Origin of the sequence: Cystobacter fuscus (genome assembly GCF_002305875.1) — a bacterium.
GTDB lineage: Bacteria > Myxococcota > Myxococcia > Myxococcales > Myxococcaceae > Cystobacter > Cystobacter fuscus_A.
This window is the reverse complement of sequence record NZ_CP022098.1, coordinates 4210673-4237494: the sequence shown is the minus strand read 5'-3', so window position 1 is coordinate 4237494 and position 26822 is coordinate 4210673. Positions and strand designations below refer to the sequence as shown.

The 26822-nt window shown below is 68.2% G+C and carries 21 protein-coding genes; 8 read left to right on the top strand and 13 right to left on the bottom strand.

Annotation, left to right across the window (positions count from 1 at the left end; translation table 11 throughout):
• Positions 1–41: 41 nt before the first annotated feature.
• On the bottom strand, positions 42–569 hold the full coding sequence (locus CYFUS_RS17390; protein ID WP_095986246.1) for a DUF962 domain-containing protein: 528 nt from the start codon (positions 567–569) through the stop codon (positions 42–44).
• A 94-nt stretch (positions 570–663) separates the two neighbouring features.
• On the opposite strand from CYFUS_RS17390, the gene CYFUS_RS17385 reads away from it, so the two are divergent.
• Positions 664–1368, top strand: a complete 705-nt coding sequence (locus CYFUS_RS17385; RefSeq protein ID WP_095986245.1) for a Crp/Fnr family transcriptional regulator — start codon at positions 664–666, stop codon at positions 1366–1368.
• A gap of 287 nt (positions 1369–1655) precedes the next feature.
• Positions 1656–2615 carry a hypothetical protein gene (locus tag CYFUS_RS17380; protein ID WP_157758493.1) on the top strand — a complete coding sequence of 320 codons (960 nt, stop codon included), beginning with the start codon at positions 1656–1658 and terminating at the stop codon, positions 2613–2615.
• A gap of 38 nt (positions 2616–2653) precedes the next feature.
• Here CYFUS_RS17380 and CYFUS_RS17375 read toward each other — a convergent pair whose 3' ends face one another.
• Entirely contained in the window at positions 2654–3316 is a 663-nt protein-coding gene (locus CYFUS_RS17375) for a TetR/AcrR family transcriptional regulator (RefSeq protein ID WP_198316606.1), read from the bottom strand.
• Between the two features lie 107 nt (positions 3317–3423).
• Positions 3424–6615 (bottom strand): bifunctional cytochrome P450/NADPH--P450 reductase, encoded by a 3192-nt coding sequence (locus CYFUS_RS17370; RefSeq protein WP_095986242.1) that lies wholly within the window; start codon positions 6613–6615, stop codon positions 3424–3426.
• Between the two features lie 446 nt (positions 6616–7061).
• On the opposite strand from CYFUS_RS17370, the gene CYFUS_RS50635 reads away from it, so the two are divergent.
• Positions 7062–8804, top strand: coding sequence for a hypothetical protein (locus CYFUS_RS50635; protein WP_157758492.1), 1743 nt, complete (start codon positions 7062–7064; stop codon positions 8802–8804).
• Between the two features lie 22 nt (positions 8805–8826).
• Here the strand turns inward: CYFUS_RS50635 and CYFUS_RS17365 are convergent, their stop codons facing one another.
• On the bottom strand, positions 8827–10251 hold the full coding sequence (locus CYFUS_RS17365; protein ID WP_095986241.1) for a GAF domain-containing protein: 1425 nt from the start codon (positions 10249–10251) through the stop codon (positions 8827–8829).
• A 327-nt stretch (positions 10252–10578) separates the two neighbouring features.
• Here CYFUS_RS17365 and CYFUS_RS17360 point away from each other — a divergent pair, with 327 nt between their 5' ends.
• Complete coding sequence (locus CYFUS_RS17360; protein ID WP_095986240.1) at positions 10579–11790, top strand: hypothetical protein; 1212 nt, start codon at positions 10579–10581, stop codon at positions 11788–11790.
• On the opposite strand, the gene CYFUS_RS52750 is transcribed toward CYFUS_RS17360, so the two are convergent.
• Positions 11787–12644 carry a helix-turn-helix domain-containing protein gene (locus CYFUS_RS52750; protein WP_232537624.1) on the bottom strand — a complete coding sequence of 286 codons (858 nt, stop codon included), beginning with the start codon at positions 12642–12644 and terminating at the stop codon, positions 11787–11789. The two genes, CYFUS_RS17360 and CYFUS_RS52750, sit on opposite strands and share 4 nt — an antisense overlap.
• A gap of 162 nt (positions 12645–12806) precedes the next feature.
• Here CYFUS_RS52750 and CYFUS_RS17350 point away from each other — a divergent pair, with 162 nt between their 5' ends.
• Positions 12807–13763: an alpha/beta hydrolase family protein gene (locus CYFUS_RS17350; RefSeq protein WP_095986239.1), complete on the top strand. Its 957-nt coding sequence runs from the start codon at positions 12807–12809 to the stop codon at positions 13761–13763.
• 63 nt (positions 13764–13826) lie between these two features.
• Here the strand turns inward: CYFUS_RS17350 and CYFUS_RS17345 are convergent, their stop codons facing one another.
• Positions 13827–14648 (bottom strand): SDR family oxidoreductase, encoded by an 822-nt coding sequence (locus CYFUS_RS17345; protein ID WP_095986238.1) that lies wholly within the window; start codon positions 14646–14648, stop codon positions 13827–13829.
• Positions 14649–14740: 92 nt separating this feature from the next.
• Here CYFUS_RS17345 and CYFUS_RS17340 point away from each other — a divergent pair, with 92 nt between their 5' ends.
• Both CYFUS_RS17340 and CYFUS_RS17335 read left to right on the top strand, forming a co-directional pair.
• Positions 14741–15334, top strand: coding sequence for a TetR/AcrR family transcriptional regulator (locus CYFUS_RS17340; protein ID WP_232537623.1), 594 nt, complete (start codon positions 14741–14743; stop codon positions 15332–15334).
• A 103-nt stretch (positions 15335–15437) separates the two neighbouring features.
• The gene (locus tag CYFUS_RS17335) at positions 15438–15818 is read left to right on the top strand and encodes a response regulator (RefSeq protein ID WP_095986237.1); all 381 of its coding nucleotides are present in this window, start codon (positions 15438–15440) and stop codon (positions 15816–15818) included.
• 16 nt (positions 15819–15834) lie between these two features.
• Here CYFUS_RS17335 and CYFUS_RS17330 read toward each other — a convergent pair whose 3' ends face one another.
• The 4 genes from CYFUS_RS17330 to CYFUS_RS17315 form a co-directional block, all read right to left on the bottom strand.
• Entirely contained in the window at positions 15835–16854 is a 1020-nt protein-coding gene (locus CYFUS_RS17330; RefSeq protein ID WP_095986236.1) for a radical SAM protein, read from the bottom strand.
• 142 nt (positions 16855–16996) lie between these two features.
• On the bottom strand, positions 16997–18781 hold the full coding sequence (locus CYFUS_RS17325) for a hypothetical protein (RefSeq protein ID WP_095986235.1): 1785 nt from the start codon (positions 18779–18781) through the stop codon (positions 16997–16999).
• Between the two features lie 101 nt (positions 18782–18882).
• On the bottom strand, positions 18883–20277 hold the full coding sequence (locus CYFUS_RS17320) for an undecaprenyl-phosphate glucose phosphotransferase (RefSeq protein ID WP_095986234.1): 1395 nt from the start codon (positions 20275–20277) through the stop codon (positions 18883–18885).
• A 220-nt stretch (positions 20278–20497) separates the two neighbouring features.
• Positions 20498–21607 carry a glycosyltransferase gene (locus tag CYFUS_RS17315; protein ID WP_095986233.1) on the bottom strand — a complete coding sequence of 370 codons (1110 nt, stop codon included), beginning with the start codon at positions 21605–21607 and terminating at the stop codon, positions 20498–20500.
• Positions 21608–21696: 89 nt separating this feature from the next.
• Between CYFUS_RS17315 and CYFUS_RS17310 the strand changes: the two genes are divergently transcribed.
• Positions 21697–22749: a glycosyltransferase family 4 protein gene (locus CYFUS_RS17310; RefSeq protein WP_198316897.1), complete on the top strand. Its 1053-nt coding sequence runs from the start codon at positions 21697–21699 to the stop codon at positions 22747–22749.
• On the opposite strand, the gene CYFUS_RS17305 is transcribed toward CYFUS_RS17310, so the two are convergent.
• From CYFUS_RS17305 to CYFUS_RS17295, 3 genes are all read right to left on the bottom strand, one after another.
• Entirely contained in the window at positions 22746–23849 is a 1104-nt protein-coding gene (locus CYFUS_RS17305) for a nuclease (protein WP_232537622.1), read from the bottom strand. The two genes, CYFUS_RS17310 and CYFUS_RS17305, sit on opposite strands and share 4 nt — an antisense overlap.
• 68 nt (positions 23850–23917) lie before the next feature.
• Complete coding sequence (locus tag CYFUS_RS52745) at positions 23918–25471, bottom strand: hypothetical protein (protein ID WP_232537621.1); 1554 nt, start codon at positions 25469–25471, stop codon at positions 23918–23920.
• Positions 25472–25544: 73 nt separating this feature from the next.
• Positions 25545–26795, bottom strand: coding sequence for a serine/threonine-protein kinase (locus CYFUS_RS17295; RefSeq protein ID WP_095986230.1), 1251 nt, complete (start codon positions 26793–26795; stop codon positions 25545–25547).
• Positions 26796–26822: the final 27 nt, after the last annotated feature.

Below are 26822 nucleotides of genomic sequence, written 5' to 3'. Positions count from 1 at the left end.
CTGCGCCAGCACTGGAGCGTCCCGCGTACGGCGCCGCGGCCCTACGCGCGGGCCTCGTTCCCGCGACGGATACAGGTCGGCCCCACCCGCGCCTCCACCTCGCGGCGCACTTCGTCCCGCAGCCCGAGGAAGAAGCCCAGCTCGGCGACGACGAACAGGGGCCCGACGATCAGCCCGATGAGGTCATCGACGAAGGCCGGCTTGCGACCCTCGTAGTAGTGCCCGACGAACTGGATGATCCACCCGACGACGAACAGGCCCAACCCCGCGCTCAGCCAGGTGGCCGTGGCCTGGGTGGCCAGCACCTGACCGAACCACAGCGATCCCCCCAGCAGCAGGGTCATGACCAGACCGTAGCGTCCGTCGAGCCTCCAGTAGAAGAGCGCCGACGCGAGGCTGAAGACCGTGGCCGGTGAGAGCACCACCCCGAGCACCTCGAAGCCGGGGCGAGACAACAGGGTGGCGACGGCCAGCACGATCATCGGAATGCCGACGAAGTGCGTGGCGATGTTGCGACGGTCGCGGTGATAGGCCGCGTATTGAGCGAGATGATCCACCAGCGTCTTCATGTAGGCTCTCCTCGGTTGTTCGAGCCCCCATGATGGCCCCGGACGCGGCCCGGGTCTGTCGGGTAGCCGACACGATTGTTTCCCCGAGCACAGAATGACAGACGAGCGCATGCAGGCCTGGCGGCCCCTCATCCTCAGTGGTCGCTGGTTCCAGGAAATTCCCGAGGAGCTGAGGGCCCGATTGCTCGACGCGGCCGTGGTGCGCCGGCTGAGCTCCGGCCAGCGGCTGTTCTCACGCGGAGACCGGCCCTGCGGGCTGTATTGCGTGGTCGAAGGCGCCGTCCGTATCAGCGGGGTGAGCGAGAGCGGCAAGGAAGCGCTGCTGATGCTGATGGAGCCGCCCAACTGGTTCGGGGAGATCTCCTTGATCGACGGCCAGCCGCGCACCCACGATGCCGTCGCCGAAGGCGCCACCCGCGTGCTGCAGGTGCCACAAGCGGCGCTGAAGACGATGCTCGCCCAGGAGCCGCGATATTGGCGCGACTTCGCCCTGCTCATGAGCCACAAGCTGAGGCTCATGTTCATCGCGCTGGAGGAACTGTCGCTGCTGCCCGCTCCGGCCCGCCTGGCGCGGCGCCTCCTGATGATCGCGGAAGGCTATGGGAACCTGCACGAGGGCCCGCGGCGGGTCATCGATGTCTCGCAGGAGCAGCTCGCGCTGATGCTGGCGATCTCGCGGCAGACGACCAACCAGATTCTCAAGGAGCTGGAGGCCCGGGGCGCCGTCCGCCTGACCTACGGGAAGATCGAGCTCCTCAGCCTGGAGAAACTCCGGGACGCGGCGAGCCCTTCGCCATGAGCCAGGGCCAGCGCAGCTCGCCTGAGAGCGAATCCAGCGCGATGGCTCACTTCTCGTATCTGTCCACGCGATAGCCGGACAGTTCGCCTGCTCGAACAAGAGGAGGGCTCCAGTGGCTTTCCGCTACATGGCGGCGCGGGCCGCCTTTCACCCGGAGTCTAGTACGACACAGCCAACAGGCCCACGCCCTTGTCGCACCTCATGGGAAGACGGCCTGGGCAGGCGTGTGCACCCTGGGGGCCATACCCAGAGTGCACCGGCCTGGCGCGTCGTGGTAGGCTTGAACCATGCTCACTGAAGTCGTTACGCTGTTGCTCTCATCAGCACCCATATCCCCTGACTTCGAGGCACAGGCACGTGCCGCCTGTTCGGCGGCTGTTGGGAAACGGCCGAGCGTCGAGGGCATTCGGATAGACCGCGAACCCGGCGAGCGAGGCTTGTCCAAGCTGAGGGTCACCGACCAGAAAAGCACCGGATGGATGTACGTCTACTACGACAAGGTGAGCGAACGGGCGGCGTTGGCCCGTGCGGCTTGTTTCGGCGCTCAACTGAGACTGTTGTCTGACTTCACGGGAAATGTCTGGCAGAACGCGCAGTGGTCATCAGTCGTCCTCACGAGCGATTCCAAATACATCCCACCGCGCGACGGCACCGAAACACGCTGGACTGTTCCGATCAAGCGCGATGGCGGAATCGATGCAGCGGGCCAGAGCAGGATCGTCACGACCATGCCGCACGAGCAGGTTCATGCCTTTCAGCGGCGCGCCGGTGCCGACTTGGTCCGCTGGTTCCAAGAGGGGCACGCGGAATGGGTTGGGCGCAAGGTTACCGCTGCCATAGCGCCCGACGAAGCCGACGCGAACGCGCGTGAATATGCAGACGCGCTGAACGCTTCCAAGACGCCGGTCAGGTTGGCGAAATGGGGCGGGTTGGCGGTGAAAAGTGAAGCCATCCTGCGACAGATCAGCGCGGAAGATCGCCGCAAGATGGAGACGGACCCCACCTATGTGCCTGCCGGTCCCTTCAGCTTCAAATCGGACGATTTCGAGTCGGACGAGTCCAATACCAAAGCACGCTATCAGGCGTCGTGGGCGCTTTTCCGCGATCTGGAGCAGAAGCAGGGAGGCGGTGCCGTACGCGATTGGGCGACTTCCGCGACGTCGCACGCCGGTGCAGTCAGCAGTTCCGAAGTGGTCGCCAGCGCTCCGCCGCCGTCGCGGGACGAGATAGAGAATCGACTTCAGTAGTTGCAGTACAACGAATGACACCGTGGAAGCTCGTGAGGTCAGCGGCGCCGTGTCCGCGGGGGGCGGGGCGGCTCGGGGGGCACGCCGAGGCCTCGCAGCAGCACGTCCACGGCGAAGTTCGCGTACTGCTCCACGTTGACCGGATGGTGCATGTCCAGGCCGAAGGCGAGCCGTATCGTCTCCGGCTCGGAGAAGGGCTGGATGCAGGCCCCGATGATGAGCGGGTAGGCCATCCGCGGATCCACCGGCGGCAGCGTGCCGTCCTCCATGGCGGCGGCCAGTTCGCGCCGGAAGAGCTCCACCTGCTTGGAGACCCACCGGGTGTGGATCTCCTCGGCCATCGCGCCGCTCGCACTGCTCTCGACGCGCAGCAGGCGGCTGAGTTCGGGGCGCCGGCCGAAGAAGGCCATCAGGGAGTGCAGCAGCCGCGCCAGCCGTGTCCGCCGATCCACGCCCTCCGCCTCCACCTGCTGGATGGTGTGCTCGAGGGCGGCGGTGAGGTCCTGGTAGAACTGGGTCAGGACCGCGCTCCACAGCCCCTGCTTGGAGCCGAAGTGATGATGGACCAGGGGTTGGGTGACGCCCGCCCTCCGGGCGATGCCCGCCGTGGTGGCGCCCGTGAAGCCATGGTCGGCGAATTCGTGCAGCGCCGCCGCGAGGATGTCGGCGCGCCCCGCGCTCTGCGTGGGTTCCTTGCTCACGCCGCCATCCTGCTCGGTCCGGGCGCTTTCGTCCTCCTCCAAGTGTGGAGGGACACCCGCCTGGCGCCCGCCGGGTCGCCTGGTGGGAAGGAGCGGGCACGCGCTCCTCACGCGAAGACATCCGCCACGAAGCGGCCTTGCTCGCGCTCCATCCGCAGGGCCCACTGCTCGGCCTCCTCGCGCGGCACCTGGGTGGCCTCCTCGTAGATGCGCACCAGCGTCTCCCGCACCGCTGGCGCCATGCGCCGGCCATCGCCGCAGACGTACACCGTGGCGCCCCGCTGGAAGAACCCGGCCACGTCCGCGCGATCCTTCCAGACACGGTGCTGGACGAAGGTCACCTCGCCCTCCGGCGCGTAGGTGAAGGCGGGTCGCACGTCCACGATCCCGGCGCGCTGCCAGGCCTCCAGTTCCTCGCGGTAGAGGAAGTCCGCGTCCGGGTGATCGCAGCCGAAGAAGAGCAGCGCCGGTCCGACGCGCCGGCCCTCCCGGGCCTGGAGGGCTCGCTCCTGGAGGAATCCCCGGAAGGGGGCGAGCCCGGTACCGGCGCAGATCATCACCAGGGGCTCCTGGGGATCCGTCGGGGGATGGAAGCGAGGGTGGCTGGGCCGCACCGCCACGGACACGCGGGTGGGGGGCGCCAAGGCGGCGAGGTAGTTGGAGGTCACGCCGAGGTAGCGGCCCTGGCCCGAGTACGCGGGCGCATCGACGACGGCGACCGTGAGCGCGCAGCGGTGCTCGTTCCACAGCGGCGAGGACGCGATCGAGTACTGCCGGGCCTTGAGCGGAGGCAGCATCTCCAGGAACGCGGCGAAGGACAGCTCGCACGCGGGGAAGCGCTCCAGCAGGTCCAGCACGCTCACGCGCTTGTCGAGCACCTCGCGCCGGTACAGCGCCTCCTGGGCGAGCGCCTCCAGGGGCTGCTTTTCCGGCGGGCAGCGCGTGGCCTTCGCGAGCGTCTCGACCTGGGCCCGGGTGGCGGGCTGTCCGAGCTCCACATAGCTGGTGAGCAACTCGCTCACGGCGATGGGGTAGCCGGTGGGCAGCGCCGTGAGCCGGGCGCCCTCCTTGTGCACGATGATCTGGCTGTCCTGGGCGAAGCCGAACCGGCGCAGGGCGCGCTCGACGCTCACCCCCGGATTCCGGGGGAGGACGGCCAGGTAGTCCCCGGCCCGGTACGTCATTCCCTCGGGCAGGAGGATCTCCAGGTGCCGCTTGGAGCGGGCATGCGGGGAGGCCAGGTTCACCAGCTCCCGATTCTCCACGAGCTGTCCCGCGCCCAGGTCCTCCTGCCGCAGCAAGGTGGAACGGTTGTCGCGCACCACCTCGACCTGGAGCCGGGGCGCCTCGGACGTCCCGGCGGCCTCCTGGCCGAAGGTGGCGGCGAGCGCGGGCCACAGCGTCGCGTACCAGGCGTCGAAGGCCCCGAAGAAGTCCTCGGAGGCATCCGCCTCGCCGCGCGGCTTGAGCCGGGTGGCGCCCGCCTGTTCCAGCAAGGCATCCACCTGGAGGGGAACGGCCTGGTACGTGCGCGCCCACTGCCGGTTGCCGCAGCCGAAGACCGTGTACTTCACGCCCGCGAACGCTCCGGCCGGGGCCGCCTCGAGCGCGGCGACGAACTGGCGGGCGTTGTCGGGGGGCTGGCCCTCGTACGAGGCGGTGAGGACGATGACCGCGCCCTGGGTCGGCAGTCGGCCCGCGTGCTCATCCATGGGCGCGACCCGCACGCTGTAGCCGTGGGAGGGCGCATCGCTCCCGATGCGCTGCGCGAACGCCTGCGCCGAGCCCGTGTTCGAGCCGTAGAGCACCAGCAGGGGCGTGCGGGGGCCCTCGGTGCGCGCCAGGGCCGGGGTGGGCTCCGGCGCGGGTGTCCCTCGCGGCGCGCCAGGCACGGGACTCCGGGACTTGAGCGCGGCCAGGTCGCGCCGCCTCGCGCGGATGCGGAAACCCTCGGGCTTGAGGGTGAGCGTCTCCTTGATCTTCAGGGTGTAGGACGGGTCGTCCTCGATGAGGTCGAAGCGCCGCAGGATCATCGACAGGACGAGCAGGGCCTCCTGGAGGGCGAAGGGCCGCCCGATGCAGGCGCGCTGGCCATTGCCGAAGGGCTTCCAGGCGTTGGGGGGCAGCCGTGCCTCCGCCTCGCGATCGAAGCGCTCGGGCCGGAACGCCTCCACGTCGGGCCCCCACACCTTCGGGTCCCGGTGCAGGATGGGCGGGAAGATCATCACCGCGTCCTGGGGAGTGATGGCGTAGCGCCCACCGATGACGGTGTCCTCGTATGCCCGCACGGCGAAGGCGGGCGCCGTGGGCCACAGGCGCAGGGTCTCCATGAGGATCTGCTCCACGTAGCGCAGGGAGGGCAGGTGCTCCAGGCGCGGCGTGTCGCCACCGAGCACCTCGTCGACGCGGGCGCGCGCGGCGTGGAGCACCCGGGGATTCTTCAAGAGCAGGTAGAGCGCGAACGAGAGCAGACCGCTCGTCGTCTCGTGCCCCGCGATCAGGAACGTCACCATCTGGTAGCGGATGTTCTCGTCGGACAGCGTCTCCCCGGTGACCGGATCCCTCGCGGAGAGCATGCGGCCGAGCAGGTCGTTCTTCTGGCCCGCGTCCGGATCGCGCCGCCGCTCCGTGATGATCTGGTCGGCCACCGCGTGCATCAACCGGATGTCCTCCGCGTAGCGCCGGGCGCTCGGCAGCAGGAGCCGGTTGAGCACCTCCGGGCGGTCCGCGCGGACCCCCGCCTCGTGGAGGCCATCCACCATGGCGCCCACGAACGGGTGCAGCGCGTCCTGGTAGAAGCTGTTGAAGCGGTAGTCGAAGGCGCAGAGCGCGAGGGTGTCGAGCGTGAGCCGCGTCATCTGATCCGGCACGTCGAGCACCGCCCCCGCGCCGAAGCGCTCCCAGCGCAGGAGCATCTGCTCGGCCACGTCGAGCATGGGGGCGAACATGTCGCGCACGCCGAGCGGCCCGAAGGCGGGCATGAGGATGCGGTGGGCCTTGCCCCAGTTGGGCTCCTCGGTGTGCGCGGTGAACAGCCCATCCCCGCCGATGGCTCGGAGCTCCCGGAGCGAGGAGTGGACGAGCTTGCCGAAGCGCGTCTCGTCACAGAGTTCGTTCACCAGTTCCTGCGAGCCCACGACGATGAGCGATTGGCCGAAGAACACCAACCGGAAGATGGGGCCGTGGAGGCGGGCCAGCTCCATGATGCTCAGGATGGACTGCTCGGCATCCAGATCGGTGAGATTGCCCACGAGCGGCCAGGGGCGGGGCTGCGGAATGGGGAGGAGGGACGGGGTCATGGGTGCTCTCCCGGATCGGAGTGGATACTGATAGACCAATAAGCGCTGATAGGTCTATAAGCGTCCGGACCGGAGGCGTCAAGGCCCCCCAGGAACAGCCGCCGAGGCATCGGATTGACAGACCGTGCACCTGGGCCCAAGAAACACGAGGGCTTATCTATCTATAAATGACCAGCGGCCTGGGCTGCCATGCTTCGCCTCACGGCTTTGGAGTACGTGCTGCTCCAGGGTATTGCGGTCTTCGGTGGGCCTCGGGCCTACAAGGTGGAGATCTTCCCAGGCTCCATCTTCCCAGGGTATAATGTACCGCTTGGCAGCACGGCGGTTCATTCCAGGCAGTTGCAGCTTCAAAACTTCAACCCGACTGCATGCCCTAATCGGACTGGACATGCTCCATGCGGCACCGCTTCCGCCAACCCCTACCCCCATCTCGTGCTGGATCTCCGATGCCATTTACACCCGTTCGTGGAACCTATCCCATCCAATACACCTGGACAGATGGTGCAACCGCCGCAATCAATGAACGCATCGCGGCGTGCAATGGCATCGCGACTGGAGGAGCTGGTGCGCCAACCCAGCTCACCGCGAAAGACTGGGCCATTGCCATCGATCCGCGTGAATCCGCGGCTGGTGCTCCGCTACGACATCCTCCGGGCGTCGGCAATAACGCGCGCTACAATACGCTGGGTGCCTGGGTGGACAGAGCACGTGAATCCGAGCTTGTTTTTCGAGAACTGGCCGAGAGCGTCCGTCTCGCGGAAAGTGAGTGCCATGCGTTGCCCACGGCCACGCCTACCGCGAGATTGGCCCATATGCCAGCCGGCACGGCGAGTGCGATAGCGCTCAACAGCGACATGACAGGCGACCTTTGTTGGCTCATCGCCGCCATGAGGCTTCACCCCAACCTCGCGGTTGCGATCCGCATCGGATCGACAGAGAAGCATTTGCGAGTCTGTGCCTCCATGATCGAACAGCTCGTCGAGGAACGCCTGGGAAGGCGGACCATCTTGATCACCGGTGACGCACCAGCCGGCGCTGTACCTCCTTGGGCGGCACGGACCAAGACGACACATTGGCATCCAGTCCACATCGCACGAGCGAGCCTGCCCATAGGGACCCATGTCGAAAGCTGCTTGAGCACCTCGCGCCGGGTGTTCGAAGCCGCGGCAACCCAGGCCCTGAACGAGCAACGCTCGATTGCCGATGTCGCCTGCGAATTGTTTGAAGATGCATTGACGGAGCGCCTGACGAGCGCGGAAAAAAGCGCCATCGATGGCTCGATCAGGGCCTTGACCGTTTTTCCTGGCTGCTTGAGCCTCAATCGCGGTTATATCTTGCTAGCGAATCGTGACGAAAAGTACAACTTTCAACACAACACCTCCGCTGCTCGCCTCGCCGCGGTCAACGGAGCCCGTGGTGAGCGAAGGGTGGTGACCTTTGGGCGCCCTCCGGCTGGCGGTGGTGCCAATCACATCGACCTCTATGCCAATCATGCGCGGACCGATCGACAACGCGCCTACTTCTGGGCAGCCCTCAAGACAAGAATGCGAGAGGCGGGCCGCGATGTCGTGATTGTCGGCGGTCGAAGTGGCACTTTTGATATCGCCTACCACTCGGGAGAAGAACCAACCGGTGGTGGTTTATGTTGGGACATTGCCGGAGCCGCAGCGCGAGATCCGGAAGTCGACCGGCTCCAACAACAAGCAGGACCAGGCGGTATAAGTGGCCTGAGTCTCGCCTGCCTGCCACCAAACGCAACGGGGAAAGCTGGCGAAGCCCATGCGGGTGATATTGCCGCGAGACTGACCGAGCTACTCGCCGGCGCAGGCCCTGGACTGATCCGCAATGCCACTTTTCTTGCCGATATAGCTACCCAGGTTCCAGGCGCCGAAAGTCAAGCGATGCGCAACGCCGAAGTTGGCCGCTACCGATTTCAACGGGCAACCACCGGGCGCATGACCTCCACCGCACTGGGAGCGACGATGACGCTGCATGAACAGGTCGTGAGCGACAATGCCTGCAAAGAGGCCAACAAAGCACGTCCACGGCCGCTTGGGGTTCCGTTGCCTTTTCCTGTATCCAATCCCAAGCCCGTTCCCAACAGGGACTCGTTTCGGTGTCCAGCCTGTGGCAACACGCAGCAAACCAAAGGCAAGTACCTGGCTCACCGGACTTGGGAGCGGCATTGAGGAAGAACCCGCAGGGAGGACGCTAGGTTCGGCTCTGAGCGAGCTCCACCTCATTCGTCACGTCCCGGTAGGTGGTGAGCTGGCCAAAGTGGCCATCGGCGAAGGCCACCGGCCGGGACATCCAGCGCAGCACGCGCGGTGAGGACTTGAGCTCGAAATCCTCCCGCGCCACGTACGGGCCCTCCTCGGGAATGAGGATCCGCCGCAGGAAGTCCAGGGAGTCCTTGAAGCGGCTGGAGAGAAGGCGGATGAAGGTATGCCGATCCATGCCCATGAGCTCCGACGCGTTGCGCTCCGCCAGCAGCGCCATGGACTCGTTGGCGAAGAGGATGATGCGCCGGTGGTCGAAGAGCACCACCGCGTCATCCAGGCCGTTGAGCGCGACCGCCAGGACGTCCGCCTGCAAGCGGACCGCCTCATGGGCACTCCGCTCCAGCGTCAAGGCCTGCCGGCTCTTGCTCAACTGGGCGCGGAACTCGAGCTCCCCCGCCACCCGGCGCGCCAGTGCCACCAACCCGTCCACCTGCTCGGCGGAGATGGCCAGTGGCTTCTGGTCGAGGATGCACAGTGTTCCCAGCACCGTGCCCTCCCGGGTGATGAGGGGCGCACCCGCGTACGAGCGGAACAGACCCTCGCGCACCAGTCGGTTGCCGCTGAACACGGGATGGGTGGCGGCGTCGGGGACCACCAGGGGCTCGGCCTGGTCCGCCTCCACGACATGGGCGCAGAGCGCCACCTCGCGCTCGGTGCCGCGCTCCTCGAGCACCTTGCCGCTGAGCCCGACGTGGGCCATGAACCACTGCCGCTCCTCGAGCACCAGCGACACGAGCGCGATGGGGACGTTGAAGGCTCGCGCCGTCTCCTGCACCAGTCCCTGGAGCATCTCGTCTGGAGGCCCCTCATCGACGAGTCGCATGCTCGCGATCTGGGCCAGACGCGCCCGCTCCCTTGCCAGGGTCAGGGTGCTCGCGGAGACCGGGCTGGCCGTGGGCGTCGGGGACGGGCTCGGAGACTCGAGGGGGGCGAGCATGGGCAGCGGGCCTGGCGGGGTCGCGCTCGCGGTGGGCTCGGGCGGCTGGATGCCGAGCACGCGGTAGAGCATCCGGCGGATGGATTCCAGGGGGGCGCTCTTGGCGAGGATGCCCTGGATGTCGAGCATGTCTTTCTGCTCGAGGGCCTTGGTGCGCAGCGTCACGAAGGAGGAGAGCACGATGATGCGGGTCTTGGGCGAGTGCCGCCGGACCTCGCGAACGAGCTGAAAGCCGTCCACCCCCGCGAGGGACAGTTCGGTCATCACCACGGCGGGCGCCTCGTCGTGGTTCGTGAGCATGGTCCTGGCGGCCTTCCCATCCTGGACGCAGACGGGCTCGAGGCCGAGGTCAGCCATCAGGACCTGATACTTCGATGAACATGCACCATTCGGCTCGACAATCAGTCCCCATGCCATGGAGAGCCTGCTTAATCGTTCTTTCCCCGAGGCTCAACTCCCCGGTGGAGGGGGGCAGGCGAATTGACGCCAGTACTGGACGAAAAGCACAGGGCTCTCGTTGCGAGCCATGTGCTCACCGAAGAAAGCGTCGAGTCGTGTCCCGTGCGGTAGGAGCCTCCAGCCTGCTCGCGAATTGACTTTGGGAGCCGTGATGTTTGGCGCTTGACATCGGCGAACGATATCGCGTCTCGTATGTTCGAGCCGCCGGGCCCGGCGGCGTTGAACGCTCTTTACTTTCAATGTGGGAATCGAAGCTTCGACGAAACCCACGAGGAGTTTTGGGAAATGGCTACCAGCAAGAATCCGCACTGGCTCGCAAACGTGCTCGACAAGCCATACGATCGCGTCTCGTGGCTCATTACGCACAACGCATTCAACAACAAGCCTGATATCGGCCAGAACGTCGATCCGAACCAGCACTACGGCATCCAGGACCAGCTCACGGATGGGGTGCGGGCGCTCATGCTCGACATCCACCCGCTTGATGGCGGCCTGCGCTTGCAGCATGGCGGAAGTCACGGCTCGAGCTATGCCGACCTCTGCGAACTCCTCGGCAGGCTCAAGACCTTCCTCGACAAGCATCCGAAGGAGATCGTGACCCTCTATTGCGAGTCCTATGGCGATATCGCCACCGAGCTGGAGGAAACCTTCAAGGGAAAGGGTCCGGGGACCGGCGATTTCACCGGCCGCATCGATTGGAATGTCTTCCCGTACTTGTACCACCGCCCCAAGCCTCGGCACGGCCACGAGACCGTCGACCGACACAAGTGGCCAACGATTCGCGAGCTGATCGATAGCAATCAAAGGCTCGTCGTGTTCCGGGAACTCCACGACACCAAAAGCACGGCGCCGTTCGATGCCCTCGACTGGTACCTCGACCAATGGGAATACACGTGCGAATCGCCCTGGAACATGAAGAACTGGGACGATTTGCAAGAGAACACGACGAACATCCCGGGCCGAGGAAAACATGGCGCGCCCATCTTCACCCTGTACCACCAACCCTCTGGGACGACCGGGGGCTCGGCTGGGTTCGCCTCGTCGGCAAACCTGGACGAATACCTTTATGCTCGCTCCATGATTGCCTGGAAGCTCACGGGAAAGCGGCCCTCGCCCGCCGTCGACTTCTACCGAGCGGGCGATAAAATGCCGGCGCAAATCAATACGCTGGACACGTGCGAGCGGCTGAACAAGCTAAAAGAGGTGCATGGCCAACTGAAGTTCGGTAGCCATCTCTTCGGACAGACGGTGCACGTGCGCAACGTCGAGAACACCCGGTTCGCCTCCCGGGCTTACGGTCTCGACCTCTCGAAGTACGGCACCACGGAGCCAGATCAGGACGTGAAGGTCTACAATACCTTCTCCTTTCCGCTCGTCCCCGGCGAAACCGTGAACTACAAGTTCGAGCTCCCGGGGTTCGAGTTCAAACCCGACCACATCTCCGTCAGTGACTTCAGCAAAGACGTCAACATCGACGTGCTGGTGCGGAAGCTCTAGCGAGCGGACGTTATCGGGCGCGCTCGTCTCGCCTTGCTGAGGAGCTCAAGACGGATAGGGGCTGTGTTGAGGTGCTCGCGGCATGAGCGCTTCGAGCACATCACGCTTGGGAGCGCCTTCCCGAAGGCGCCCGGTGTGAGCCCGACGAGCTCCCGGAAGTCGGCAATGAGGTGCGCCTGGTCGTAATAACCCGCGTCCGCGGCGATGCGTCCCCAGTCCTTCGAGGTCGCCGCCATTCCCACGGCACGCCGCAGGCGAACGGCCCGCGCGAAATCCTTCGGCCCGATGCCGACGCTCTCCGTGAAGGCACGGCGAAGATGCCGCGCCGTGACGCCAAGCCGCTCCGCTACGCTCTCCACCCGAACCTCGTCCCCTTCGAGCAGGCGAACCGCGCGGCGAGCGAGCCGTGCCGATGCCGGGTCGGATGTCTGCTGGGCACGAAGGGCGATCGCGTGGGAGAGTCGGTCGAGCATCTCCGGCAGGCTTCGCGCCGCGAGGAGCTCGAGGCAGAGGTCGCCGCCCGAACGGCCCCAGATGTCTTCCAGGTGCACGATCCGGTCCGTCAGCGCGCTCGCCGCCACGCCCAGGAGCTGCGCCGACCAGCCCGGCTTGAACTGAAGGATGACCGCCCGCTCGACGCCGGTTGCGTTCTTGAACAGCGCCCGCGTTCGCGGGCCCGCGACGCACACATCCCCTTTCCGACCCTCCTCGAGCACTCGAAAGACAAGGATCGTTCTTCCGTCGGGCAGCCGTTCGTGACTCGCGCGTCCAGCGACTGGCACGACACCACGAACGTCCTCGACGAAGCGGGAAATTGAGAAGGTCGAGGCGGCGAAGTCCATCGTGCGCGACACCCTCGTATCCTCGCGCGTCCACCGCGGCCGTTCAATCCGGCACGGAAGGGACGATGAAAATGTCCGGTCCTTCCAATTCAGGGATCGTGCCGCGCGTCATGGTTCGCGCTCTCGTCTCCGGGCCTTTTCACGGAGCCGAGCCCACGAAAGGACATCAGAATCATGAGCGAACCGGCTTCCGCAACCAACACCCCCAGCGCACCCACTCCGGTCCTGTCGGTCAGCCCCATCGTGCTGCCAGCTCCCGGCCGCGCCGTCGATCTCCAGGTGCGAGTCTCCGCGCCCGTGACCGGAAGCGCACTGCCCATCCTCTTGCTCTCGCACGGCCACGGCCGCTCCAACCACCTCTCCTCATTGAACGGCTACGCCCCACTCGCCAACTACTTCGCGGCACACGGCTTCGTCGTGATCCAGCCCACCCATCTCGACTCGAAGACGCTCACCCTCGACTCCAAGGACCCCGATGCGCCTCTGTACTGGCGAGCGCGGGCCGAGGACATGAAGCGCATCCTCGACCAACTCGACGCGATCGAGCGCGCCGTCATTGGGCTCGCCGGGCGCTTGGACCGAAGCAAGGTGGCCGTCGTCGGGCACTCGATGGGCGGGCACACCGCGAGCCTGCTGCTTGGCGCGCGGCACAAGGCTCCCCACGACGGAACGGAAGTGAACCTCGCCGAGCCCCGGATCAAGGCGGGCGTGCTGCTCGCCGCGCCCGGCAGAGGCGATGCCCTCAGCAAGTTCGCAGCCGAGAACTACTCCTTCTTCACGACCATCGACTTCTCCACGATGGCGACGCCCGCGCTCGTGGTCGCTGGCGACAAGGACGACTCTCCCCACCTGACGGTCGCGGGCGCCGACTGGCACGCCGATCCCTACTTCCTCTCCCCAGGCCCCAAGTCCCTGCTCACCCTGTTCGACGCAGGGCACGGGCTGGGCGGAGTCTCGGGATATGACGTCGCCGAGACCACGGACGAGAACCCCGAGCGAGTGGCCGCCGTTCAGCGTCTCTCCTGGGCCTACCTCCGCACCGCGCTCTACCCCGGAGACCCGGCCTGGCAGGAAGCGCAAAACACGCTGACTGGCGTGGCCAGGCCGCTCGGACGGGTCGAGTCCAGATAGAGGTGAGAGCGATTCTGGCGCACCTGGGGGAACCATGTCCCTCTCCGTCACGAGGGAGATGCGCTATCGGGCGTAGCGCGCCGCGGCGACGGCGCCGCCGTCGACGAGGAGGTCGGTGCCGGTGATGAACGACGCCTGGGGGCTGATCAGGAACTCGACGGCGCTGGCGATGTCGTCCGGGGTGCCAATGCGCCCCGTGCCGGACGCTTGAATCATGCCGCGCATGACCTCGCCGTGGGGGCTGCTCAACTCCGCCTGACCCATGGGGGTGGAGATGATGCCCGGGCTGACGCTGACCACCCGGCCGCCCCGCCGCCCCCACGGAATCGACGCCGCCTGGACGCGCAGCTGGTTCGCACGCTTCGCCACGCTGTAGGCGGCGCCGGAATCGAGGTTCTTCGGGTCGAGCATGGGCAGCCCCGCGAGTTGGCTCGTGGGGGTGGTGGCCAGGGCGCGTTCGGCCTCGGGGGGAAGCGCCACCATCGTACCGGCCATCGAGGCGATGCACACCGCGACACCGCCAGGCGTCACGAAGGGGAGGAAGGCGTCGAGGACGTGGGCGGTGCCGAGGACGTCCACCTGGATGATCCGCTCGGGGCTCGCCTGCACGGGGGAGACGCCGGCGGTGTGCACGACGGCACGGAGCGAGCCGAGGGCGCCTGCGTGCTGGGCGAGCCGTTCGACGGACCGCGGGTCGGAGACGTCGACGCGAAGGGGGTGGACGGTGTGGCCTTCGCCGCGAAGGGTGTCGGCGACACGGTCGAGGAGCTCCTGGGCGTAGTCGGCGAGGACGAGCTGGCGGCCGGAGCCGAGGCGGCGGGCGGTGGCGAGGCCCATGCCACCGAGGCCGGTGATGACGATGACGTCCTTGTGGGGTGCGCTCATGGTGCGGATCTCCCGTGTCGTGGGGTGGTTTCCCCGGAGAAACGGACATGGGTGTCCGTTTCTCCGCCGAACCTACCACGAAGCGGACACGGATGTCCGTTTCGTGCGGTACACTCCTGGATGTGACGCAACGACAGGACGCTCAGCGCAACCGTGAACTGCTCCTCGCGGCGGGCGAACAGGTCTTCCGCGAGCACGGCCTCCACGTGCCGCTCCAACTCATCGCCGAGCGCGCCGGCGTCGGACGAGGCACGCTCTACCGCCACTTCCCGGACCGCGACCACCTGGCCCTCGCGATGATCGAGCGCCGCGTGGACCTCATCGAACAACGCCTCGCCTCGGCCCCCGACCCGGCCCGCTCCGTCGAGGAGATCTTCTTCTGGATCGCCGACACCCTGAGCGCCATCCCGGGATTGCACCCGTACCTGGCATCAACGGAAGCAGGGAGGACAGCCCTGGAGCGACTGAACCAGCAGTTGCGCGGCCTCCTCGCCGGGCCGGTGGAGGCGGCGCGAGCGCGGGGACTGCTGCGACCGGAGGTGACGCTCGACGATTTCGTGTGCAGCTGGGCGATGATCGAAGGGGGCCTGCTGGCCATTGCCCCCCAGGATCGCGCGCGAATGGTGGCCCGCGCCAAGGCGCTGCTCGGCTCCGCGCTCTTCGTGCCGTCCGCCAGGAGCCGCTGACGCCTGCTCCCCTGCCCTCCATCCCGGCATGTCGGCCCGGGAGAATGTTCTCGTCACCCGGAGGAGTTGATCCTCCGCCACGGGAGGACTCGCGGGAGGACGATTGGATCCAACGACTGCCCAGGATGTCGCACGCAAGGTGCTGGTCGTCGATGACGACGCGGACTGGCGGGAATTCCTCCGCTTGTGCCTGGAAGATCTCGGCTACGAGGCCATCGAGGCCGCCAACGGCCAGGAGGCCCTCGACTCCCTGTCGCGGCAACGCTACCGGGTGATGCTCCTGGACCTGAACATGCCCGGGATGAATGGGCTCGAGGTGCTGGAGCGGATGCCCCGGAATGGGGAACCCCCCCGGGTGGTGCTGCTGACGGCCGCGGCGGTGCAGGACGTGGGCGGAGCCTTGCGCTCCGGGCCCCACTACTACCTGCCCAAGGGAGCGAGCAGGGACCAGCTCTCCCTGCTGCTCCAGTCGCTGGACGCTTGAGGGCCGTTCCCCGCCCTCACATCCCCGAGGCCTTCGGCCTCCACGTGCGCCGGGCGATCCGGGCCACGTCCTCCGCGGAGCCATAGCGCTGATCCAGGGCCCTGGCCGCCCGGGCCCAGTCGCGCATGGTGCGAATGGAGGTGTACTGCTCCACCACGAAGGGCTCGCCCCGCCATGCGAGCGCCCGCTCCCACAGCACCTCGAACGGCTCGTCGAGCACGCTGCCCACCTTGGCCTCGCACGTCTCGAACGCCCGGAGCTGCCCATTCGGCTCGAGGTGCGCGAAGGGCAGCCGGGGCGCCCCAGGCATCCCGTGCACGTAGAACGACCGCACGTCGCTCACCGCCACCCGCACGCCATGGGACGCCAGGGCCGCCAGCCGCGCCTCGTCGGCCAGCAACGCCTGCCCTTCCTCGTCGGTGAGCAGCTCGCGCTCCTCGAAGTCCTCCTCGGCCGCCAGCCCGCTGGGCACCACCATCCCGAGCTGGATCACCCCCAGGCCGGGGAAGCGTCCGGACAGCTCCCGCACCAGCAGCTCCGTCTCCGCCAGGTTGCTGCGCATGACCGTCATCTCGACGCCCAGCGCATAGCAGGGCTCCCCGCGCGCCTGACGCTCCCGCCGCTCGCGCGCGAGCAGCTCCAGCGCCGCCATGGCCCGCTCGAAGGAGCCCACGCGGCCTCGAATCATGTCGTGGGTGCGCGCCCGCCCACCGTCCACGCTCACGCACACGCGCGTGAAGGTGTCCGCCAGTCGCCGCGCGAGGGCCTCGTCCATCAGCCACCCGCTGGTGTACAGGCCCACCGGCAGCCCCTCCTCCCGCAGACGCTGGACCGCCTCCTCCCACCCGGGCGCGAGCAGGGGCTCGCCTCCGCTCAGCGCCACGCTCCGCGGCTTCACCCGGGCGATCTCCCCCGCGATCCGCAGCACGTCCTCGCGCCGCGAAACCGCCGGCCGCCGTCCGGACTCGGAGTAGCAATGGTTACAGCGCAGGGGACAGGCATAGGTCATGTCCCAGATGATGCTCTCGACCCGCACGAGCGTTCTCCAGCGAATGGACGCGCCCAATCGAGTACGGCGATGCAATAATACTGTCAATATACTGTGAGTCTGTCACGAGGTGATTTCCCTCGGGAGGGCCGACGCCGAGACCCGGAGTCACCCGGCCACGAGCCCTCCCTCAGAAGGAGGTCTCGTGCAGCCGGCCATAGGCCTCGGACGCCTCCGCGAGCAGCCGCTCCAGTTCATCGAGCTCCTCGGCGCCAATGGGCGAGGGTCCCCCGTCGATGACGACGAAGCCCACCGCGCGCTGGCGCAGCCGGATGGGCGCGGCCACCAGGTGCGAGGACGCTCCGCCCAGCGCGGCGAAGAGCGCTTCGTCCGTCCGGCTCTCCGGCGCGCTGGAGACGACGGGTCCTCCGTCCGCGGCCGCCCGGGCGAGCAGCGAGGGCGTCGACAGGTCCATCTTCAAGGCCGCCACCTCGGGCTTGTCGCTCCCCGTTCCGCACGCGAGCCCCACCCGGATGGTGCCGAAGGTCTCTCCCAGCAGGAAGCTCCGGGGGAAGCGCCCATGGGCATAGGACAGCAGCGCCTGGCCCAGCTGGCCCCGGGTCGTCGCCCGCCGCAGCGCCTCCATGGCCTCCGGGAGCCGCACCCACGGTGGCCCCTGGGTGCCCGTGCTGGACGGCAAGGCCGCCGCCTTCACGCCCTCGTCCCGCCCCAGGCGGGCCTCCCAATGCGGGAGGAACTCATGGACGCGGGCGAGCGGCACTCCGTCCGCGTCGTTGGCCGCCAGCGAGCCGAAGTCCACCTCGAGGCCCCGCTGGGCCCAGGACGCGGAGCCCGAATCCGACTCGATGTAGTCGATGTCCGAGGCCATCTCCCATGCACCGACGGGGCCCTGGGGCAACTCCATCGCGTGGATCCTCCACTCCGCCACGCTCGGCGCCTCGAGAACCTCCTCCGCCGAAAGCTCCACCAGCGGCAGGGACGAGGGCCTCGCGTTCCGCTCGAAAGCGCGCGCCTCGAGGGAGGAGGGCCCCTCCTGCTCCGAGGTGGACGGAGGAGGCGCCGGGACCTCGGGAAACAGCTCCGCCGTGCGCGGGGGAACGGTCGCGAAGGGATCGCCCCCGGTCTGCGCGGGCGTGGGTGGCGCGGCTCGAGGGGGCGCGGAAGGCACCGGAGCCAGGAGCAGCGCCGCCCCGGAGGCCATCATCGCGACAGGGGGGGCCTCCGCGGAACGAGCCCCCACCGGAGCCGTCTGGAGTTGGGGAGGCGCGGACACCTGGCCCGGAGACGCGCCCGGAGCCGATGCGGCGCCCGTTGACGGAGGCACCACGTGAAGCCTCGGAGTCGTCGCCCTCGCGCTGCTCCGCTGCGTCAGCCCCGGCGGATGGAGCGGAGCCGTGGGAACCGGGCTCATGGAACCGGAGGCGATCGTGGGAGGCGTCACCGCCGGCGGCCGGGCCGTCGGCGTCATGGGCGGAAGGGACTCCCCGGACCGGAGTTGTCCCGGACGGGCGGGGCGCACGGGCCGGGCAATGCCGTAGTGCCGCTCCAGCACCTGCAGCAGGCGCGGCTCCGGCAGGATGGACGGCACGATGCGCAGGCCCGTGGCGAACGCGAGCGCGTCCACGTGCCGGGGATCCTGGGGCTCCGCCATGGCCACGCGCAGCCGGCGGCCTTCCAGGACCAGGGGGAACGACAGGTGGTGGCGCGCGAGCTCGGGTCGCAGCAGGGCCACCGTCTGGACCGACACCGCCGCCAGTTCCTCCTCCGTCACCCGGGGGAAATGGTAGGTGTCGGACAGGGCCTGCCCGAGCGTGGCCAGGCTGAGCATGCCCAGCTCGACCAGGTTGGTGCCCAGACTGCCCCCGTAGATGAGTTGAGACTTCAGGGCCTCGTCCAGTTGCGTCTGGGTGAGGACTCCCTTGCGGACCAGATGCGCTCCGAGCAGATCAACCATACAGCCCGGATGGTAGGAACAATTCCTGACACCGGCCGTCCGCGGCTTCCGGAGAAGTCAAGCACAACTCACATCATTTCACGGATGTCTGGCAGCCCACGCTAATAGGCATTTTTGGACAGGAAGCCCCCCAGGGCGGTGCGCACCAGGATCTTCAGGTCCATCAGCAGGGACCAGTTCTCGATGTAGTACAGGTCGTACTCGATCCGCTTCTGGATGGAGGTCTGCCCGCGCAGGCCGTTGATCTGCGCCCAGCCGGTGATGCCCGCCTTCACCTTGTGGCGCAGGTGGTAGCGGGGAATCTGCCGCTTGAACTCCTCGATGAAGACGGGCCGCTCGGGGCGGGGGCCGACGAGGCTCATGTCACCGGTGAGTACGTTGAAGAACTGGGGCAGCTCATCCAGCGAGTACTTGCGCAGGAACGTGCCGATGGGCGTGCGCCGCGGGTCGTCCTTGCTCGCCATGAGGGCGCCGGACGCCTCGGCATCCGTGCGCATGGTGCGGAACTTGAGGATGTGGAACGTGCGCCCATCCATGCCCATGCGCTCCTGGGCGTAGAGCAGCGGCCCCCGGCTGGTGAGCTTCACCGCGATCGCCACCAGCCCCATCACCGGCGCGCTCACCACGAGCGCCACCAGGGCGAAGAGGATGTCGAAGACGCGCTTGGCCACCATGTTCCAGCCCGTCATCGGATCGCCCTGGAGGCTGATGATGGGCAGACCCCCAAACTCCTCCAGGCCGCCGTACAGGGTGACGTACTGGTAGAGGTCCGGCACCACCTTCACGTCCACCGTGCGCAGCGCGAGCTGCTCCATGAGCGGCTTGACGGCGGCCTGCTGCTCGAGCGGCACCGCGATGACGACCTGATCCACCGGATGCGCGTCCAGCACCGCGTCCACGTCCTTCACGTGGCCCACCACGGGGATGTCCCGCACCCGCGCACCCGGGCGCTCGTCGCCCAGCGTGAGCACCCCCGTCACCCGGAAGCCCAGCTCCTTGTGGCCCTCCACCGTGTCGATGACGCGCTGGCCCAGCTCCCCCGTGCCGATGACGAGCACGGACTTGAGGTTGTAGCCGCGTCGGCGCACCTCACTGAGCACCGCGCGCAGCGCCAGCCGCACCGCGGACACCCCCACGAACGCATAGCCCGAGAAGAACGCCAGCATGAGACGCGAGTAGCGCTCGCGCGTGAAGTACGTCAGCGCCACCACGATGAGCGTGGCCATGACGGTGGCCTTGAAGACCTCGAACACCTCGCCGATGTGCGTGCGCGCCCGGTTGGTCACGTACAGCCGCGCCTGCTGGTAGGTGAAGGGGAAGACCAGGAGCACCGTCGCCAACGACAGCAGCGTCTCCTCCCAGGCCGGCAGTCCGTACATCACCGGAATCGGCCCCTCGAAACGCGTGGCGTACGCGAGCGCGAACGCGCCCGTCAGCATCACCACATCCGCGGCCACCTTGATGGACGTGTAGAAGCGCTGGAACCGGCTGAACACGTGAAGCTCCTTCTCTCGGACCCGCGCGCGAGCTGCAATCCTCGCGCCCCACACCCACGGCCCGTCCGCTACCGGACACCCTCACAGCCGGTGCGCTCGTAGCATGGAAAGCGCCCGGAATCCAAGGGGTTGCCCCCCCTGGCTCCACCCCACCCGGTTCCCGGACCGTGTGCCTCGCCTCGGGGATGCGTGTCCCCCCTGACAGCCCTGTCAGGGGGCGTCATGCCTTCGACAGGAGCGCGTCCACCTCGGCCATCACCGCGCGCTGGAAGGCGGCCCGGCTGAAGCGCTCGGCCTGCGAGCGAGCATCCGAGGGCTGGAAGCCCGGCTCCCACGCCTCGAAGCGGCGCACGGCGTCCGCGAGCGCCTCGGGGGTCTGCGCGTCGAAGAAGAGGCCCGTGCGGGGGTTGACCGTCTCCAGCGCCCCACCCCGCCCGTAGGCGATGACGGGACGGCCACACGCCTGGGCCTCCAGCGGGACGATGCCGAAGTCCTCCTCGGCGGTGAAGACGAGCGCGCGCGCGTCGCGGTACAGCCCGGGCAGCGCCTCGTCCGCCACCGAGCCGAGGAAGCGGATGTTGGCGGGCGGCGGCCCCGAGGTGTGCCGCGCCGCCTCCTGCCCCGTGCCCACCACCCACAGGGGCGCGTCCAGGTGGCGGAAGGCCTCCAGCGCGATGTCGAGCCGCTTGTAGGGAGCGAAGGCGCCCAGCCACAGGTAGTAGCCCCCCTGGCCGAGCCCCGTGAGCGGATGCCGACAGAAGCGCTCCAGGGCCACGGGCGGGTACACCACCTTGGCCTCGCGGCCCCAGAAGCGCCGCACCTTGCCGGCGATGTGCTGGCTGTTGACGAGCAGCCGATCCACCCCGGCGGTGCTCTCGCGATCCCACTTCTGGAGCCAGGGCCGCACCGCGTGCGCCGCCACGCGCACCGGCGCGGACGCCCGGCCCGGTCCGAAGTAGTCGTCGAACAAGTCCCACATGTAGCGCATGGGCGCGTGCACGTAGGACAGGTGCTTCGCCCCGGGCGGCTTGCGGATGCCCTTGGCCACGCAGTGGCTGGAGGAGATGACCAGCTCGTAGTCCGTCAGACGCATGGACTCGATGACCTGGGGGAGCACCGGAAGGAAGTGCCGGTAGAGCTCGTGGATGCGCGGCACCCGCTGGAGCAGCGACGTGTGGATGGGATGGGACTCGATGCGCGGGTGCACGGCGCCGGGGCGATGGACGAGGGTATGGATGTCGGCCCGCGGGAACAGCTCGCACAGTGCCTCGAGCACGTGCTCGCCGCCTCGCTGGGTGACGAGCCAGTCATGGACGAGGGCGACCTTCACGGGGCGGCCTTGTAGCACGCGAGTCCCCGCCGCGTCCCCGGGGTGTGGTAGTGCCAGCTCTCGTGGCGAGCATCCTCATCGATCTGCGCATGGTTCGTGGCCGGCTGCACGGCATCGCGCGTTACGCGCTGGAGCTGGCGTGCCGGTTGCCCGTGCTCGCACCGGACCTGCGCTTCAGCGCCCTCACCGCGCCCGAGGGGCTCCCCGCGGGCCTGGGCACCCTCACCCCGCGCATCCCCCTGCACCGCTGCCCCGCCCCGTTCCTCTCGCCCCTGGAGCAGCCCGTGCTCGGCGCGTGGCTGGCGCGGCTCAAGCCGGACCTGTTCCACGCCACCTCCTTCTCGCTGCCCGCGCTGTGGCCGGGACGGCTCGTGGCCACGCTCCACGACGCCAACCACCTGGTGCTCTCCGAGGAGTACGGCCCGGGCCGCCGCCTCTACTACCAGCTCGTCGTGGGCCCCCGCGCGAAGACGGCCCGGGCGCTCATCACCGTGTCCGAGTTCTCCCGGGAGGAGCTCGCGCGGGAGCTGAACCTGTCGCCCTACCGCCTCCAGGTCATCCCCAACGGGGTGGACGCGCGCTACCAGCCGCAGACGGCCTCGGAGCTGAAGGACTTCCGCGAGCGCCGGGGCCTGCCACCGCGCTTCCTGCTCGCGGTGGGCAACACCAAGCCCTTCAAGAACCTGGGGATGCTGGCGACCGTGGCCGAATCCCTGCCCGAGCCGCTCGTGCTGCTGGCGGGCAAACGCGCGGCGTGGGAGCTGGGCTTTCCGGACTCCACCCTCGAGCTGTCCGAGCTGCCCGAGGACGACATGCCGCGCCTCTACGGCGCCGCCACGGCGCTGCTCATGCCCTCGCGCTACGAGGGCTTTGGCCTGCCCGCGCTGGAGGCCATGGCGTGTGGCACCCCGGTGGTGGCCGCGCGCGCCACGTCCCTGCCGGAGGTGGTGGGCGAGGCGGCGCTGCTGCTGCCCCCCGACGACGCCCGGGCCTGGAAGGAGACGGCGATGAAGCTCGCGCGCGACGAGTCGCTGCGCCGGGATCTCTCGGCGAAGGGCCGCGAGCGCGCCGCGCGCTTCACCTGGGAGGACTGCGCCCAGCGGACGCTGGCCACCTACCGACGGGCACTCGAGGCCCGTTAACCCGCCCTCCCCGGCTCCTCGCCCGAGGCTTCCACGAGCACGTTCAGCACGACGGGCACGGTGCGCTCCAGTTCCTCGGGGTGCAGGCGGAACCACTTCGCCACGAGCAGCACCTCCTGGGCCTCGTGGGCGCGCAGGCCGATCATCCGGGGCTCCGGCCTCTCGAAAATCCCTCGCACCTGCTGTTCCAGGTCGCGCCGCGCCTCGGGCGAACCGGGCACCGCGAACTCCGCACGCACGCTGCCCCGGCGGATGACGTAGACCCGATCCTCTCCCGCCTCCCCGGGCACCGTGTAGACGAAGGACAGCCGCTCCACGAACTGGCCCACCCGCAGCAACTCGTCCCTCACGCCCCCGAGCGACTCCGAGCGATCTCTCAGCTCGGCCGCGTACTCGAACTGCAAGCGCCGGGAGGCCAGCGCCATGCGCTCGCGCACCAGGACGAGCGGCTGGTCCGTCAGCCCATTCAAGAAGTCACGCGCGAGCGAGATGCGCGTCTGGTACTCGGCGCGCGTGCAGCCTCCCGCGCACGGAGCGATGCAACGGCCCGTCTGTCCCCGCATGCAGCGGGGATCCTCCTGGACGCGGAACAGCTCGAATTGATCCGCCAGCCGCATGGGCGTGTCCGACGCGCAGTCGCGCAGCTCCAGCAAGTCGCTCACCGCGCGCACCGCCTCGGTGACGCGGTGCCGGCCGCGGATGGGCCCGAAGTACTCGGCCCCATCGTGGATGACGTGGCTGGCCACCAGCAGCCGGGGCACCGGCTCGCGCGTGAGCTTGATGAAGCACAGCGAGTTGTCCCGCTTGTGCTCCACGTTGTACGGAGGCCGCCAGCGCTTGATGTGGCGGAACTCCTGCAGCAGGGCGGCGAACTCGCTCGGCGTGTACTCCCACTCCACGCCGTGCGCGTACCCGATGATCTCCGCCGCCTTCTCCCCACGCCGCGCCCGGAAGTAGGACAGCAGCCGGGTGCGCACGCGCACGGACTTGCCCACGTAGAGCACCTCTCCCGAGGGCCCGCGCATGCGGTACACCCCGGGACGGTTCTCCGCGCGCGCGCGAACGTCCGCGCGCAGTTGTTCGACGCGTGATGCGCTCATGACCGAAGAGCGCACCTATAACCTGCTCCCTCAGCACATCCGGGCAGGCGGGAGGACGGGCCCTGGGCTCACTGGTCGTCGCACGGCGTGCCCAGACGGGCGCCCGTGTACACCCCGAGCTCGTTGTAGATGAGCGGCAGGTTCTCCTCGACGGGCACCGTGCGCAGCTCCGTCCGCTTCTTGTTCTCGATCCACAGCGAGGGCAGATCCTTCTGCACGACGAGCCGCAGATCACCCCGCTTCGTCGAGAAGATCTCCCCCTCCGAGTCGGAGACCACGTCCTTCATCTTCTGGACCTGGAGATTGCCCTTGGGCCCGATGGAGACACGGAAGTTGCGCTCCTCTTCCTTCTTGAAGCCGCGCTCCACCAGGTAATAGCGCCCCTTCTGATCGCGCAGCAGCGCGTAGGGCACGTACTTCTGGGGATTGGGCTCGAAGGTGGCCTTGGACACCAGCGTCTCCTTCTGCTCCCCGTCGACCCAGGTGAACGGGATGGTGCGCTCGCCACAGCGCACCGCGCAGGTGTTCTTCTCCTCGTCCACTTCCACCTCCGAGTACAGGCCCATGTCGAGCCCCCGGAACGAGTGGTTCATCGTCTTGTGGTAGAAGCGCGGCTCCAGGAAGTAGTGGCCGTTGAGGACCCAGGGCGGCGAGGCGACCTCGACGAAGCGCTGGCCGTCTCCGTAGGCCAGTTGCACGGTGTGCGTCTCGTCGGGCCGCACGAGCACGTAGTGCCCCTTGCCATCCGTGCACACGTGGGTCTTCTCCAGTTGCATCCTCGCGACGAGCTTCTCGCCCTGGCCCCGGGTGGACTCGAGCGTGTCCAGGAAGGCCTTCGTGGCGAACTCCTCCTGGTTGGACGCGTCCTTGGCCGTCGTCCACGTCAGCCGGCCCGACTCCACCTTCACGGCCGGCGCGTCCCCGAAGCGGCAGCTCGCCTCCTTGATGCGCGTCTGCACCACCTTCTTCGCCTCGGCCGACGCGCACAGCTTGCGCAGCGAATCGAGCGGGGCCTCGCAGTAGGAGGCGATGCTGTATTCCTTGATCAGCTCGTCCGGGATGCTCGCCCACTCCACGAGCCCCACCGTCTGCGAGCCGCACGCCTCGTTCATGCGCTTCACCGACGCGGCCAGCGCGCGCTCGACCTCGGCCTCCTCGCCCTTGCGATCGAAGGCCATCAGGCGGGTGAGCACCCCCTGCGACTTCTGCTTCTGATGCAGCGCGTACACCTCCTCGCCCTTGAGCGCGCGGGTGCGCGCGTCATCGAAGGTCACCACGGTGTCGTCGCGTCGGCCCGGCACGTTCACGTAGTAGTTCCGGCGCGAGCCCGTGGCGAGCAGGTACAGGGTGACATAGCGGCGGCCATGCAACTGGGTGACGTAGCGCACGTCCTGGCCCGACGTCTCCACGTCATAGGGGAGCACCTTGCCGTCGAGCTCGCTGTCGGTGCCCTGCACGAGGACGATGGCCTTCTTCTCGTCCGCGGGCGAGAGCGGGATCGCCGTCACCAACTCGCCGTTCTGACCGGCGAACACCTTGCCCGGCTCCACGGGCGCGGCCGCCCGGGCATGACCTGCTTCCAGTACCGCGACCACGGCCAACATCGCCACGATGACTCTCACGTCTGTCTCCTGTGGGGTAAGGCGCCAGGGGAGGAGTCCCGGCTGGCGCGGGTGATCAGAACTCGATGGATTGTTACCGCGGCGCCTCCGGGAGCGGCTCTCTCACGGGAGCCGGAGCGGAGGGCCGCTCGGGCGTGAGAGGCGGCGACCGCATCCACCACGCGGCGGCCGAGAAACCCACCACCACGACCGCCCAGCCCACGCCCACGACCCACTTCGGCACCGGTCGGCGGGCCCGGCGGATTTCCCCGGGAGGGTTTTCAGGACGCTCGGAGGCACTCGCGGGTGGCACGGGCGCCGCGAAGCGCACCGTCGACGCGGGCACGAGCGTGGGCTCCTCCCCCTCCCCGTCCTTGCTGGAACGATCCGTTGCCGCCACCACCGCCGCCATTCTCGGGTTCGAGGGCATGAACACCCTGGGCATCGCGGTCCTGGACAGGGACAGGAGCGGCCTTCCCGTCAGCTCCTGGATGAAGGCCGCGACATCCGCGTGACGGTCCCGCGCGCTCTTCGCCAGGGCGCGCCCCACCGCGGAGAGCACGTGCTCGGGCAGCCCGGGGCGCAGGAGCATGAGGGGCTCGGGTTGCGAGTGGACGATGCGGTCAATCACCTGGAGGATGCCGTTGTCCTCTCCCTCGAACGGAGACCGGCCCGACAGCATCTCGTACACGATGCACCCGAGCGCGAAGAGATCCGTGCGCGCGTCCACCTCGCGATTCCTGCCCATGGCCTGCTCGGGCGCCATGTACTGGGGCGTGCCCATCAACACCGAGTCCTGCGTCTGGATCGTCTGGGAGTCGAGCATCTTCGAGATGCCGAAATCGAGCAGCTTCACCCGCGTGCCCACGCTGCTCCCCAAGTCCATGGGGACGAGCCACACGTTGGCGGGCTTGAGGTCCCGGTGCACCACGCCCGCGCGGTGGGCCGCCGTGAGCCCCGAGCCGATCTGCCGCGTGAGGGACATCGTCTCCTCGAGCGACAGGGGGCCGCGCGCCAGCCGCTGTTCGAGGCTCTCTCCGCGCAGGTACTCCATCACCAGGAAGGGCGTGCCGTCCTCCAGGGTGTCGAAGTCGAGCACCTCGACGATGTTCGGATGGCCGAGCCGCGAGGCGATCTCCGCCTCCCGGCGGAAGCGCGCGTACTGCTCTGGGGAGAGGTCCGCCCCGCCGCGCAGCACCTTGACGGCGACCTGCTTGCTGGGAAGCCGGCGATGGCTCGCGAGGTAGACGGCGCCCATGCCCCCCTTGCCGAGCAACGAGGTGATTTCATACGTGCCCCGCAGCACCGAGCCCACGCGCACGTCATTGGCAGCAGGATGAGTCATGGAAGGAACGCGGGCCCTCCCCAGGAC